Origin of the sequence: Pseudomonas sp. SGAir0191, from assembly GCF_002812565.2 — a bacterium.
In the GTDB taxonomy this organism is placed as follows: domain Bacteria; phylum Pseudomonadota; class Gammaproteobacteria; order Pseudomonadales; family Pseudomonadaceae; genus Aquipseudomonas; species Aquipseudomonas parafulva_B.
On record NZ_CP025035.2, the window covers coordinates 3811187 to 3824064 of the forward strand.

The window sequence follows — 12878 nt, forward strand, 5'->3', positions numbered from 1 at the left end:
ATTGACGAGACCTTGCGCCAATGAATCCTGCCTTGAGCCAGCTTCAGCCCTACCCTTTCGAAAAGCTTCGTGCCCTGTTGGGTAGCGTTACACCCGCTGCTGACAAGCGCGCCATTGCCCTGTCGATCGGCGAGCCCAAGCACGCCTCGCCCCCCTTCGTGGCCCAGGCGATGGCAGACAACCTCGACAAGCTGGCGGTATACCCCAGCACCCTGGGCCTGCCTGCCTTGCGCCAGGCCATCGGGCAGTGGTGCGAGCGACGCTTTGGCGTGCCGGCTGGCTGGCTGGATGCCGAACGTCATATCCTGCCCGTGAACGGCACCCGCGAAGCGCTGTTCGCCTTTACCCAGGCGGTGGTCGACCGTGATGCCGATGGCCTGGTGTTGAGCCCCAACCCGTTCTACCAGATCTATGAAGGGGCTGCGCTGCTGGCCGGCGCCACCCCGCATTACCTGCCCTGCCTGGAAAGCAACGGTTTCAACCCCGACTTCGACGCGGTGCCCGACCACGTCTGGGCCCGTTGCCAGATCCTGTTCCTGTGCTCACCCGGCAACCCCACCGGCGCCCTGGTGCCGATGGACACCTTGAAAAAGCTGATCGCGCTGGCCGATGCACACGACTTCGTGATCGCCGCCGACGAATGCTACAGCGAGTTGTATTTCGATGAAGATGCACCGCCCCCGGGGCTGCTGACGGCCTGCGCGGAGCTGGGACGTCGCGATTTCAAGCGCTGCGTGGTGTTCCACAGCCTGTCCAAGCGTTCGAACCTGCCGGGTCTGCGCTCGGGCTTCGTCGCCGGCGATGCCGACATCATCAAGCCGTTCCTGCTGTACCGCACCTACCATGGCTGCGCCATGCCGGTGCAGACACAGTTGGCCAGCATCGCCGCCTGGGAGGACGAGGCGCATGTGCGCGCCAACCGCGACCAGTACCGCGCCAAGTACGACGCCGTGCTGGCCATCCTTGAACCGGTACTGGACGTGCAACGCCCGGACGGCAGTTTCTACCTGTGGGCCAAGGTACCGGGTAGCGATGTCGACTTCACGCGCGATCTGTTCGAGGCCGAGCACGTGACCGTGGTACCAGGCTCGTACCTGTCCCGTGAAGTGGATGAGGTAAATCCCGGCGCCGGACGCGTGCGCATGGCACTGGTCGCCCCACTGTCCGAATGCATCGAGGCAGCCGAGCGAATTCGCGCGTTCATGCACGCGCGCTGAAGCCTTTTACGCGAGACGGGGCCAGCTCACTTGACCTGGCCCAGGTTAGCCTCGCTCATGTCCAACTCGCCCAGCACATGCCGCACCACCTCGTCACCGAGCAGGTGCTGGCGGTGCAGGTTGTACAGCTCCAGGCGCTGGGCCCGCAGCGCACGCAAGCGCAGACGGCGCTCGAGCAGGTCCATCTGCTCGGCCAGGGCCCTGGCCTCTTCACTGTCGTTGTGCCGGTCCAGCTGATCGCGATACTCGGCCATCAGCCGAGCTTTCAACTCCGTGGCCAGTGTGGCCTGGGCGGCATCCTGCGGGGCGTTGGCATCGACCACCTCCTCGGCCTCCAAGGCGTGAATCGCAGCCTCAGCGGTGCGTCGCCAGGCCTCATGTACCTCTTGCTGCATGCGTTCGTCAGGGCTTTTGGTCACGCCGCGCAGCAAAAGCGGCAATGCGACACAGGCACTGATCAACGACAGCAGGATGACACCGGCGGCAATGAAGATCAGCAGATCGCGTTCTGGAAACGCCTTGCCCGCCCCAATCAGCAACGGGATCGACATCACACCTGCCAGGGTGACAGCCCCTCGCACACCGCCCAGCGTGAGCAGCCAGCACGAGCGCGCGGTGGGCAACATCACCAGCGCAGGCTTGCCCCGCCAGCGGCGCAAAACCCCCACCAGGCGCCAGATGCTCTGCACCCAGATGAACCGCAGCAAGATCAGCGTCGCGAAGATGGCGACCACGTCCAGGCAGCGCCAGGCCAGGGTCGGCCACAGCGTGGTTTCATGACTGACCACCGCCTTGACGATGTCGGGCAGTTGCAAGCCCAGCAGCAGGAAAATCAAGCCGTTGAACGCGAACTCCAGCAGCGACCACACGCTGCGATTGAGCAGGCGGGTGCTGGTCTGGCGTGGCAGCAGGTCGAGCCAACTCTGCATCATGCCAGCGGCCACTGCCGAGAGGATGCCCGATACCCCGAGGCGCTCGGCCAGCACATAGGCCGCGAACGGCAGCAGCAGCATGAACACCACATGGGTAGCCGGGTCGTCCCAGCCGCGGCCGATCATCCAGGCACGCAGGCGGCCGACCAGCCAACTCAGCGCCACCCCCACGGCCAGGCCGCCGAGCGCTACCAGTGCGAAGCTGAAGCTGGCGTCGGTCAGTGAAAACACACCGGTAATGGCGGCAGCCAGGGCGAACTTGAATGTGACCAGGCCCGAAGCATCGTTCATCAACGCCTCACCCTGGAGCATGTGCATCAACGGCGTAGGCAGGCGGTCCTGGGTAATGGCCGAAACGGCCACCGCGTCGGTCGGCGACAGTACGGCTGCCAACGCGAACGCCACCGGCAACGGGATGCTCGGCAGCAGCCAGTGGATGAAATAGCCCGCACCGACCACGGTGAACAGCACCAACCCCACCGCCAGGGCCACCACCGGGCCTCGAATGCGCCACAATTCGCGCTTGGGAATGCGCCAGCCATCGGCGAACAACAGCGGCGGCAAAAACAGGAACAAAAACAGCTCGGGGTTCAGGGCGACATGCAGCCCGAGTGTCGGCCAGGCCAGCAAAGCGCCAGCTGCGATCTGTACCAGTGGCAGAGGCAGGGGAATGAGGCGGCCGACCAATTTCGACACGCTGACCAGCATCAGCAGGATAAGGACGGTATAGGCGGACTGCATCCAGTGGGTCTTCCTTCTTCAGACGGCCCCGTGCACGAGGACAAAACGTAAACCTGGATCAGCATGGTAACGGGTGACAAGCTTGCCTGGCCGCTGCACCAAGGTCGCAGGTGGCGAACTAATGTGTAACATGAAGATACACCTGACACCCAAGGGTTCAGCCGGGGTTGGGCAATGACCGGTGATTGGGTGCAATTGGGCGCACGTTCCTGCCTAGGCAGAGCGGCAGCAGGATTATGCAGCAGCCACCCCGCCCGTTCGGGTCAACCGCCCGTGGCGCCGTGCGAAGGGTTATCGCATAATCGCGCGACTGACATTCGGAAATGGAGAGATTGGGGCGACACGTATCCCCGATGCACACAATGACCTACACGCTCTACGGCATCAAAGCCTGCGACACCATGAAAAAGGCTCGTACCTGGCTCGACGACCAGGCCATCGCCTACGAATTCCATGACTACAAGACTCAAGGCATCGACCGTGACAGCCTGAACCGCTGGTGCGACGAGCACGGCTGGGGAACCATCCTCAACCGCGCCGGCACCACGTTCCGCAAGCTGGACGACGCCAGCAAAGCCGATCTCGACCAGGCCAAGGCCGTCGAGCTCATGCTGGCCCAGCCTTCGATGATCAAGCGCCCGGTACTCGACCTGGGTACGCGCACGCTGGTGGGTTTCAAGCCCGACCTGTACGCCGCAGCCCTGGCCTGAATCCTTACCCCATTTAGTACGAGGTAACTACATGTCCAATTCCCTGTTCAGCCTGGCCTTCGGTGTCGGCTCCCAGAACCGCCAGGGCGCCTGGCTGGAAGTGTTCTACGCACAGCCCCTGATCGACCCGAGCCCCGAGTTGGTTGCTGCCATCGCACCGATCCTTGGCTATGAAGGTGGCAACCAGGCCATCACCTTCAGCAACGCCCAGGCCGCGCAACTGGCCGACGCCGTCAGAAGCGTCGATGCCGCTCAAGCCGCCCTGCTCACGCGTCTGGCAGAAAGCCACAAACCGTTGGTAGCCACCCTGCTGGCCGAAGACGCCGCCCTGGCCTCCACGCCCGAGGCGTACCTCAAACTGCACCTGCTGTCCCATCGCCTGGTCAAGCCGCACGGCGTGAGCCTGGCCGGTATCTTCCCCCTGCTGCCAAACGTGGCCTGGACCAACATCGGTGCCGTGGACCTGGCCGAGCTCGCCGAGCTGCAACTCGAAGCGCGCCTGCGTGGTGAGCTGCTGGAAGTGTTCTCGGTGGACAAGTTCCCGAAGATGACCGACTACGTGGTCCCGGCCGGCGTGCGCATCGCCGACACTGCACGGGTACGCCTGGGCGCCTACATCGGCGAAGGCACCACCATCATGCACGAAGGCTTCGTCAACTTTAACGCCGGCACCGAAGGCCCAGGCATGATCGAAGGGCGTGTTTCGGCCGGTGTCTTCGTCGGCAAGGGTTCGGACCTCGGTGGCGGCTGCTCGACCATGGGTACCCTGTCCGGCGGCGGCAACATCGTCATCAAGGTGGGCGAAGGCTGCCTGATCGGTGCCAACGCCGGTATCGGCATTCCGCTGGGAGACCGCAATACCGTCGAAGCGGGTCTGTATATCACCGCCGGGACCAAGGTGAACCTGCTGGATGAGCACAACGAACTGGTCAAGGTCGTCAAGGCACGCGACCTGGCTGGCCAGGCCGACCTGTTGTTCCGCCGCAATTCGCTCAATGGCGCCGTCGAGTGCAAGACCCACAAGTCAGCCATCGAGCTGAACGAAGCCTTGCACGCACACAACTGAAAACCCCATCGGGTGTGAAGTGTTAAGATCGGGTCTGGCGCCTCCACGCCAGACCCGATTTTCATTCCAGGCCCCGCGAATATGTTCCAGCCCTCCCCCTGGCGTGCCGATTTTCCTGCCATCGACGCCCTGCAAAGCCAGCACCAGACCTACCTGGACAGCGCCGCCACCGCCCAGAAACCCCAGGCGCTGCTCGACGCCCTGGGCCATTACTATGGCAGCGGGGCGGCCAATGTCCACCGTGCCCAGCACCTGCCTGGCGCAAGAGCGACCGAGGCCTTCGAAGCCAGTCGCGACAAAGTTGCCCGCTGGTTGAATGTCGGGCAGACCGGACAGATCGTGTTCACCCACGGCGCCACGGCTGCGCTGAACCTGCTGGCCTATGGCCTGGAGTCTCGCTTCGAGGCCGGCGACGAGATCGCCATCAGCGCCCTTGAACACCATGCCAACTTGCTGCCCTGGCAGCAGCTGGCACACCGGCGCAACCTGCGCCTGGTGATATTGCCGGTCGATACGCGCGGCTTCATTGACCTGGAGCGAGCGTTGCAGATGATCGGGCCACGCACTCGTGTGCTCGCCGTCAGCCAGCTGTCCAACGTGCTGGGCACCTGGCAGCCGCTGCCGGCCCTGCTCGCCCATGCCCGCGCACAGGGTGCACTGACGGTGGTGGACGGCGCCCAGGGTGTGGTGCATGGGCGTCAGGACGTGCAGCAACTGGGGTGCGACTTCTATGTGTTCTCCAGCCACAAGCTGTACGGGCCGGACGGGGTGGGCGTGCTGTACGGGCGCAATCAGGCGCTGGGCCTGCTGCGCCATTGGCAGTTTGGCGGGGAGATGGTGCAACTGGCCGAGTACCAGCGCGCGAGCTTCAGGCCGGCGCCACTGGGCCTGGAAGCCGGCACCCCGCCCATCGCCGGGGTGATCGGCCTTGGCGCTACGCTCGATTACCTCGCGGGCCTGGACACGGCGGCGGTGCTGGCTCACGAGGCCGGCTTGCATGCCCGGCTGATCGAGGGCCTCACGCAACGCGAAGGCATTCGCCTGCTAGGCCTGCCGCAGTGCGCGTTGGCCAGCTTTGTCGTGGAAGGCGTGCACAACGCCGACATCGCGCACCTGCTCACCGAGCAGGGCATCGCCGTGCGGGCAGGCCATCACTGTGCGATGCCACTGCTCCAGGGGTTGGGCCTGGACGGGGCGATCCGCGTGTCGCTGGGCCTTTACAACGATCAGGCCGACCTGCAACGTTTCTTCGAGGCGCTGGACCAGGCGCTGGAGCTGCTGCGATGACCTTGCCGGCCCAAGCCCATCAGGCACTGGAGGCCTTTGCGCAGAGCAAGGGCTGGGAACAGCGTGCGCGGCTGTTGATGCAGTGGGGGGAACGGCTGGAACCGCTGGCCGAAGCCGAGAAAACCGAAGCCAATCGCGTGCACGGGTGCGAAAGCCTGGTCTGGCTGGTGGCCGATGCCGTGGACGGCCACTGGCAATTCAAGGCCAGCAGCGATGCACGCCTGCTGCGCGGTCTGCTGGCGCTGCTGCTGGTGAGGGTGCAGGGCTTGAACAGTGAGGCGCTGCTGGCGCTGGACGTACAGGACTGGTTCGGGCAACTGGGCCTTGAGCGCCAGTTGTCGCCCTCACGCAGCAACGGCTTGCATGCCGTGGTGCAGCGCATGGCGGTGCTGGCATCGGGGCGGTGATGCCAGCGCGAACTCACGCCGGCCTGACACGCTCCGAAGGCCGCCTGGCACCCGCTACCAGCTTCTCCACAGCTTTACTGGCGGCCACCATGCCGAAGGTGGCCGTCACCATCATCACCGCGCCAAAGCCGCCGGAGCAGTCCAGCCGCACGCCCTCACCCACAAAACTCTTCTGCAGGCACACGCTGCCATCCCCCTTGGGATAACGCAGCTGCTCACTGGAAAACACACAGGGCACGCCATAGTTACGGCTGACATTGCGCGAGAAGTTGTAGTCGCGGCGCAGGGTCGAGCGCACCCGTGAGGCCAGCGGGTCGTTGAAGGTCTTGTTCAAGTCCGCGATCTGGATCTGGGTCGGATCGATCTGGCCACCTGCACCACCGGTGGTGACGATGCCGATCTTGCGCCGCCGGCACCAGGCGATCAGGGCTGCCTTGGCCATCACGCTGTCGATGCAGTCCACCACGTAGTCGAACTGTTCAGTGATGTACTCGGCCATGGTCTCGCGGGTGACGAAATCGGCCACTGCATGCACCTTGCACGCCGGGTTGATGGCCCGCAGGCGCTCGGCCATTACCTCGACCTTGGGCCGGCCCACCTGCCCTTCCAGCGCGTGGGCCTGACGGTTGGTATTGCTCACGCACACATCGTCCAGGTCGAACAAGGTGACCTCACCCACCCCCGAGCGGGCCAGGGCTTCGGCCACCCATGAGCCCACCCCGCCAATCCCGACGATGCCAACATGGGCCTGTTGCAGGCGCTGCAAGCCCTGGTCGCCATACAGGCGGGCCACCCCTGCAAACCGTGGATCTTCTGTGCTCATGTCAGTACCTCAAAAAACCGGCGCGCATTATAGGCCAGCCAGGCCATGACCTGCACGGTTAGGAAAGACACCTTAACCCTGCTTTAATGTCGTAACACTTCGACACTTATGGACGACAATGTCTTCACGTAAATTCGGCCTGAACCTGGTAGTGGTCCTGGCCATCGCGGCGCTGTTCACCGGTTTCTGGGCGCTGATCAATCGCCCGGTATCGGCACCGGCCTGGCCCGAACAGATCTCCGGCTTTTCCTATTCGCCGTTTCGCCTGGGTGAAAGCCCGCAGAAGGGTCAGTACCCGGACGACAACGAGATGCGTCAGGACCTGGAGCAGATGAGCAAGCTCACCGACAGCATCCGTATCTACACCGTCGAAGGCACTCAGGCGCACATACCCAAGCTGGCCGAGGAATTCGGCTTGCGGGTCACGGTGGGCATCTGGATCAGCCCGGACCTGGAGCGCAACGAGCGCGAGATCGCCACAGCCATCGAACTGGCCAACACCTCGCGCAGCGTGGTACGGGTGGTGGTCGGCAACGAGGCGTTGTTCCGCGAGGAAGTGACGACGGAAAACCTCATCCGGTACCTGGACCGTGTACGTGCAGCCGTGAAAGTGCCTGTGACCACCAGCGAGCAGTGGCACATCTGGAAACAGAACCCGCAGCTGGCCAAGCACGTGGACCTGATCGCCGCCCACATCCTGCCCTATTGGGAATTCGTGCCCATGAAAGACTCGGTCGAGTTCGTCCTCGACCGTGCCCGCGAGTTGAAACACCAGTTCCCCCGCAAGCCGCTGCTGCTCTCGGAAGTGGGCTGGCCAAGCAATGGCCGGATGCGCGGCGGTGCCGATGCCACCCAGGCCGACCAGGCGATTTACCTGCGCACCTTGGTCAATACGCTCAATCGACGTGGCTTCAACTATTTTGTGATCGAAGCTTACGACCAACCCTGGAAAGCCAGTGATGAAGGCTCGGTCGGGGCCTACTGGGGTGTGTTCAACGCCGAACGCCAGCAGAAATTCAACTTCGAAGGCCCCGTGGTCGCCATTCCCCAATGGCGAGCCCTGGCAGTGGCCTCGGTGGTGCTGGCGATGATCGCATTGATGGTGCTGTTCATCGATGGCTCGGCCCTGCGTCAGCGTGGACGCACCTTCCTGACCTTCATCACCTTCCTGTGCGGGTCGGTGCTGGTGTGGATCGCCTACGACTACAGCCAGCAGTACAGCACCTGGTTCAGCCTTACGGTCGGCGTGCTCCTGGCCCTCGGCGCACTGGGCGTGTTCATCGTGCTGCTGACCGAAGCCCACGAGCTGGCCGAAGCGGTATGGACTCACAAGCGGCGGCGCGAATTCCTGCCGGTGCACGGCGACAGCGCCTACCGACCGAAAGTGTCAGTGCATGTGCCGTGCTACAACGAACCGCCGGAAATGGTCAAACAGACCCTCGATGCCCTGGCTGCGCTGGATTATCCAGATTACGAAGTGCTGGTCATCGACAACAACACCAAGGACCCGGCCGTGTGGGAGCCGCTCAAGGCCCATTGTGAACAGCTCGGCGAGCGCTTCCGGTTCTTCCACGTCGCCCCCCTGGCTGGTTTCAAGGGCGGCGCGCTCAACTACCTGCTCCCGCTCACGGCCAAGGATGCTGAAGTGATCGCGGTGATCGACTCGGACTACTGTGTAGACCGCAACTGGCTCAAGCACATGGTGCCGCATTTCGCCGATCCGAAGATCGCCGTGGTGCAGTCGCCGCAGGACTACCGCGACCAGCACGAGAGCGCCTTCAAGAAGCTGTGCTACAGCGAGTACAAGGGCTTCTTCCACATCGGCATGGTCACCCGCAATGACCGCGATGCGATCATCCAGCACGGCACCATGACCATGACCCGGCGCAGCGTGCTGGACGAACTGGGCTGGGCCGAGTGGTGCATTTGCGAGGATGCCGAACTGGGCCTGCGGGTGTTCGAGAAGGGCCTGTCGGCGGCCTACGCCCACAACAGCTATGGCAAGGGCCTGATGCCTGACACCTTCATCGACTTCAAGAAACAGCGCTTCCGCTGGGCCTATGGCGCCATCCAGATCATCAAGCACCACGCCGCGGCCCTGCTGCGCGGCAAAGGCAGCGAATTGACCCGGGGCCAGCGTTACCACTTCCTGGCCGGCTGGCTGCCGTGGATTGCCGACGGCATGAACATCTTCTTCACGGTGGGGGCCTTGTTGTGGTCTGCCGCCATGATCATCGTGCCGCACCGGGTGGACCCGCCGCTGATGATCTTCGCCATCCCGCCGCTGGCGCTGTTCTTCTTCAAGGTCGGCAAGATCGTGTTCCTGTATCGCCGCGCCGTGGGGGTCAACCTCAAGGACGCCCTGGCCGCTGCGCTGGCCGGGTTGGCGTTGTCGCACACCATCGCCAAGGCCGTGCTGTACGGGTTCTTTACCAGCAGCATGCCGTTCATCCGCACACCGAAGCATGCCGACAGCCATGGCTTGCTGGTGGCGATTTCCGAAGCGCGGGAAGAACTGTTCATCATGTTGCTGTTGTGGGGCGCTGCAGCCGGAATCTATCTGGTGCAGGGCTTGCCGAGCTCGGACATGCGCTTCTGGGTCGCCATGCTGTTGGTGCAATCGCTGCCCTACCTGGCCGCGTTGGTGATGGCGCTTCTATCATCACTGCCCAAGCCTGAAGAGAAGGCCGCAGATAAGGCTGCCGAGACACACTAGGCTCCAGGGCGTGCAGGCCGACCTGCCGGCCATCACCGGCAAGCCGGCTTGCACACAACGCGCGTTGTTCGGATGCGTGCAGGACCGGTGGGTGCCGGCTTGCCGGCGATTGGGCCGTGAAGCCCGGCATCATTTGATATAAGATAACGCCCCTCAGTTTTCCCGCCTTGCCTTGCCCCGGAGTTCCCCATGACGGCCCCTGCCGAGCTCTCGCCTACTCTTCTACTGGCCTGCGACCTGATCCGTCGTCCCTCGGTCACCCCCGTCGACGCCGATTGCCAGGCGCAGATGATGCAGCGCCTGGGCGCCGTGGGCTTCGAGCTCGAACCGATGCGCATCGAGGACGTCGACAATTTCTGGGCCACTCACGGCACCCAGCCAGGCCCGGTGTTGTGCTTTGCCGGTCACACCGATGTAGTGCCCACCGGCCCCGTCCAGCAGTGGCAACACGAGCCGTTCCAGGCGTTGATCGATGCCGACGGCATGCTCTGTGGCCGTGGCGCGGCCGACATGAAGGGCAGCCTGGCGTGCATGGTGGTGGCCAGCGAGCGCTTCGTGCGCGACTACCCCGAGCACCGGGGCCAGGTCGCCTTCCTGATCACCAGTGACGAGGAAGGCCCGGCCCATCATGGCACCAAGGCCGTGGTCGAGCGCCTCAAGGCGCGCAACCAGCGCCTTGACTGGTGCATTGTCGGCGAGCCCTCCAGCACCACCGTGCTGGGCGATGTGGTCAAGAATGGCCGTCGTGGCTCGCTCGGCGCCACGCTGACTGTGCGCGGCAAGCAGGGCCACGTTGCCTACCCGCACCTGGCGCGCAACCCGATCCACCTGGCCGCGCCAGCGCTGGCGGAACTGGCAGCCGAACATTGGGACCAGGGGAACGCCTTTTTCCCCCCGACCAGCTTCCAGATTTCCAATCTCAATGCCGGGACCGGTGCAACCAACGTGGTGCCCGGCGAACTGACAGCGCTGTTCAACTTCCGCTTCTCCACCGAATCCACCGTAGAGGACCTGAAGGCTCGGGTCTCGGCCATCCTGGACAAGCATGAACTGGATTGGTCGGTGGAGTGGGCGTTGTCCGGCCTGCCGTTCCTGACCGAGCCAGGCGAGCTGCTCGATGCGGTTTCGGCCAGCATCAAGGGCGTCACCGGCCGCGAGACCCAACCCTCCACCAGCGGCGGCACCTCCGATGGCCGCTTCATTGCCACCATGGGCACCCAAGTGGTCGAGCTTGGCCCGGTCAATGCCACTATCCACCAGGTCGACGAGCGCATCCTGGCCAGCGACCTGGACCTGCTGACCGAAATCTATTACCAGACCCTGGTACGGTTGCTCGCCTGATGCTGACCTGCCCTCTCTGCCAGGCTGCCCTCAGCCCGCTCGACAACGGCGTGGTGTGCCCGGCCGGCCACCGCTTCGATCGCGCGCGCCAGGGGTACCTGAACCTGCTGCCGGTGCAGCACAAGAACAGTCGCGACCCAGGTGACAACCAAGCCATGGTCGAGGCACGCCGTCATTTTCTGGACGCTGGCCATTACGCACCTGTGGCCGGACGGCTGGCGCAGTTGGCGGCCGAGCGCCAGCCCGGCGCGTGGCTGGACATCGGTTGCGGCGAAGGCTACTACACCGCGCAATTGGCCCAGGCACTGCCTGATGCCAATGGCTACGCCCTGGACATCTCCCGTGAGGCGGTCAAGCGTGCCTGCCGCCGCGCACCAGGCGTCACCTGGATGGTAGCCAGCATGGCGCGCGTACCGTTGACCGATGCCAGCTGCCAGTTCGTCGCCAGCGTCTTCAGCCCGCTGGATTGGGCCGAAGCCAGCCGGGTGCTGAGCCCAGGCGGCGGCCTGATGCGCGTAGGCCCTACCAGCGGCCACCTGATGGAGCTGCGCGAAGTACTCTACGACCAGGTGCGCCCCTATGCTGACGACAAGCACCTGGCCCTGGTGCCCCAAGGCATGTACCACGCCCATGGCGAGGTCCTGGAATTTCGCCTGAGCCTGGCCGAACCTCAAGCTCGTGCTGCGTTGCTCGCCATGACCCCGCACGGCTGGCGCGCCAGTGCAGAGCGTCGGGCGCAAGTGATCGAGCAACCGGAACCATTCGAGGTCACCGTCTCCATGCGTTTTGACTATTTCGTGCGCCAAGCATGAGCACACTCGGAGGTGTTATGCGCCAACCTGATATCGAGATTTACCTCAAGGACGCCGAAGTCGACCACAAGCAGATTGCAGCCTGGCTGACCCAGGCCATCGGCCCGTGCACCGAATGGAAGCAGAAAGGCCAGACCTACAAGTGCCAGGCCGGTAACATTCCGGTCACTTGGTTACCCAAGGCTGTAGGGAAATGGAACAGCCTGTACCTGGAAAGCGACCAGACGCCCTGGGCCGACGATATCGCCTGTGGCCGCGATGCCCACGCAGCCCTGGGTGTGGAAGTACGCTGTGCACCCGGCGGCTGGGTAGAGGAAGACGGCGAGGAGGATGCTGACCGCTGGGTGCGTATCAGTGCCGACGGTGAAGAGGAAATTACCTGGCGTACGTCGCCCTGACGGTCGTCCCTGAAGCTGCAAGCACAGCCTGCTTGCAGCTTCAGACTGGAGCCTGGCCCCTTAGAGACCCACGACATCCTCGGCCTGCAGGCCTTTCTGGCCCTGCACGCAGGCATACTCGACCTGTTGGCCCTCGACCAGGCTGCGATGCCCCTCACCCCGGATGGCCCGGTAGTGGACGAAGACATCCGCGCCCCCTTCCCGTTGAATGAAGCCATAGCCCTTGGCATCGTTGAACCACTTCACGTTCCCAGTCTCACGAGACGACATCTGCACTACTCCGGATTTTTATTGTGAAAATCGCCTTGCAGACACGAGACAATCGCCCCGAATCAGCGCCGCGTGCGTAAATCTCCTGCAAGCGGCAGGCCTGAACGGTGCTGGCGCATAAAAAATTTGAAGACCGGCGAGGTGCACGGCAAGCTAGG

The 12878-nt window shown here is 63.9% G+C and carries 12 protein-coding genes; 9 read left to right on the plus strand and 3 right to left on the minus strand.

Going from position 1 to position 12878, the window contains the following annotated elements:
* Positions 1-20 precede the first annotated feature (20 nt).
* Complete coding sequence (gene dapC / locus CWR53_RS17090; protein ID WP_100852103.1) at positions 21-1217, plus strand: succinyldiaminopimelate transaminase; 1197 nt, start codon at positions 21-23, stop codon at positions 1215-1217.
* A gap of 26 nt (positions 1218-1243) precedes the next feature.
* Here the strand turns inward: dapC and CWR53_RS17095 are convergent, their stop codons facing one another.
* Positions 1244-2890: a Na+/H+ antiporter gene (locus CWR53_RS17095; RefSeq protein ID WP_100852104.1), complete on the minus strand. Its 1647-nt coding sequence runs from the start codon at positions 2888-2890 to the stop codon at positions 1244-1246.
* Between the two features lie 362 nt (positions 2891-3252).
* Between CWR53_RS17095 and CWR53_RS17100 the strand changes: the two genes are divergently transcribed.
* The 4 genes from CWR53_RS17100 (at position 3253) to CWR53_RS17115 (ending at position 6360) form a co-directional block, all read left to right on the plus strand.
* Positions 3253-3600 carry an ArsC family reductase gene (locus CWR53_RS17100; protein WP_181405495.1) on the plus strand — a complete coding sequence of 116 codons (348 nt, stop codon included), beginning with the start codon at positions 3253-3255 and terminating at the stop codon, positions 3598-3600.
* 31 nt (positions 3601-3631) lie between these two features.
* Positions 3632-4666 carry a 2,3,4,5-tetrahydropyridine-2,6-dicarboxylate N-succinyltransferase gene (gene dapD / locus CWR53_RS17105; RefSeq protein WP_027913866.1) on the plus strand — a complete coding sequence of 345 codons (1035 nt, stop codon included), beginning with the start codon at positions 3632-3634 and terminating at the stop codon, positions 4664-4666.
* 81 nt (positions 4667-4747) lie between these two features.
* A complete protein-coding gene (locus CWR53_RS17110; protein WP_100852106.1) occupies positions 4748-5953 on the plus strand; it encodes an aminotransferase class V-fold PLP-dependent enzyme in 1206 nt (401 codons plus the stop codon).
* Positions 5950-6360 carry a SufE family protein gene (locus CWR53_RS17115; protein WP_058639528.1) on the plus strand — a complete coding sequence of 137 codons (411 nt, stop codon included), beginning with the start codon at positions 5950-5952 and terminating at the stop codon, positions 6358-6360. Before CWR53_RS17110 ends, CWR53_RS17115 begins: the two co-directional genes overlap by 4 nt.
* Before the next feature lie 13 nt (positions 6361-6373).
* Here CWR53_RS17115 and tcdA read toward each other — a convergent pair whose 3' ends face one another.
* The gene (gene tcdA / locus CWR53_RS17120) at positions 6374-7183 is read right to left on the minus strand and encodes a tRNA cyclic N6-threonylcarbamoyladenosine(37) synthase TcdA (protein WP_058639529.1); all 810 of its coding nucleotides are present in this window, start codon (positions 7181-7183) and stop codon (positions 6374-6376) included.
* A gap of 118 nt (positions 7184-7301) precedes the next feature.
* Between tcdA and CWR53_RS17125 the strand changes: the two genes are divergently transcribed.
* The 4 genes from CWR53_RS17125 (at position 7302) to CWR53_RS17140 (ending at position 12450) form a co-directional block, all read left to right on the plus strand.
* Complete coding sequence (locus tag CWR53_RS17125; RefSeq protein WP_058603730.1) at positions 7302-9899, plus strand: glycosyltransferase; 2598 nt, start codon at positions 7302-7304, stop codon at positions 9897-9899.
* A gap of 189 nt (positions 9900-10088) precedes the next feature.
* On the plus strand, positions 10089-11240 hold the full coding sequence (dapE, locus tag CWR53_RS17130; protein ID WP_100852107.1) for a succinyl-diaminopimelate desuccinylase: 1152 nt from the start codon (positions 10089-10091) through the stop codon (positions 11238-11240).
* Entirely contained in the window at positions 11240-12052 is an 813-nt protein-coding gene (locus tag CWR53_RS17135) for a putative RNA methyltransferase (RefSeq protein ID WP_100852108.1), read from the plus strand. Before dapE ends, CWR53_RS17135 begins: the two co-directional genes overlap by 1 nt.
* 17 nt (positions 12053-12069) lie before the next feature.
* The gene (locus CWR53_RS17140; RefSeq protein ID WP_023534045.1) at positions 12070-12450 is read left to right on the plus strand and encodes a hypothetical protein; all 381 of its coding nucleotides are present in this window, start codon (positions 12070-12072) and stop codon (positions 12448-12450) included.
* A gap of 60 nt (positions 12451-12510) precedes the next feature.
* On the opposite strand, the gene CWR53_RS17145 is transcribed toward CWR53_RS17140, so the two are convergent.
* Positions 12511-12720 carry a cold-shock protein gene (locus CWR53_RS17145; RefSeq protein WP_023534051.1) on the minus strand — a complete coding sequence of 70 codons (210 nt, stop codon included), beginning with the start codon at positions 12718-12720 and terminating at the stop codon, positions 12511-12513.
* Positions 12721-12878 lie beyond the last annotated feature (158 nt).

Bases quoted from the DNA above. Each gene is read 5' to 3' on its own strand.
- dapC (WP_100852103.1), top strand. From the start codon at position 21: ATGAATCCTGCCTTGAGCCAGCTTCAGCCCTACCCTTTCGAAAAGCTT.
- CWR53_RS17095 (WP_100852104.1), bottom strand. From the start codon at position 2,890: ATGCAGTCCGCCTATACCGTCCTTATCCTGCTGATGCTGGTCAGCGTG.
- CWR53_RS17100 (WP_181405495.1), top strand. From the start codon at position 3,253: ATGACCTACACGCTCTACGGCATCAAAGCCTGCGACACCATGAAAAAG.
- dapD (WP_027913866.1), top strand. From the start codon at position 3,632: ATGTCCAATTCCCTGTTCAGCCTGGCCTTCGGTGTCGGCTCCCAGAAC.
- CWR53_RS17110 (WP_100852106.1), top strand. From the start codon at position 4,748: ATGTTCCAGCCCTCCCCCTGGCGTGCCGATTTTCCTGCCATCGACGCC.
- CWR53_RS17115 (WP_058639528.1), top strand. From the start codon at position 5,950: ATGACCTTGCCGGCCCAAGCCCATCAGGCACTGGAGGCCTTTGCGCAG.
- tcdA (WP_058639529.1), bottom strand. From the start codon at position 7,183: ATGAGCACAGAAGATCCACGGTTTGCAGGGGTGGCCCGCCTGTATGGC.
- CWR53_RS17125 (WP_058603730.1), top strand. From the start codon at position 7,302: ATGTCTTCACGTAAATTCGGCCTGAACCTGGTAGTGGTCCTGGCCATC.
- dapE (WP_100852107.1), top strand. From the start codon at position 10,089: ATGACGGCCCCTGCCGAGCTCTCGCCTACTCTTCTACTGGCCTGCGAC.
- CWR53_RS17135 (WP_100852108.1), top strand. From the start codon at position 11,240: ATGCTGACCTGCCCTCTCTGCCAGGCTGCCCTCAGCCCGCTCGACAAC.
- CWR53_RS17140 (WP_023534045.1), top strand. From the start codon at position 12,070: ATGCGCCAACCTGATATCGAGATTTACCTCAAGGACGCCGAAGTCGAC.
- CWR53_RS17145 (WP_023534051.1), bottom strand. From the start codon at position 12,720: ATGTCGTCTCGTGAGACTGGGAACGTGAAGTGGTTCAACGATGCCAAG.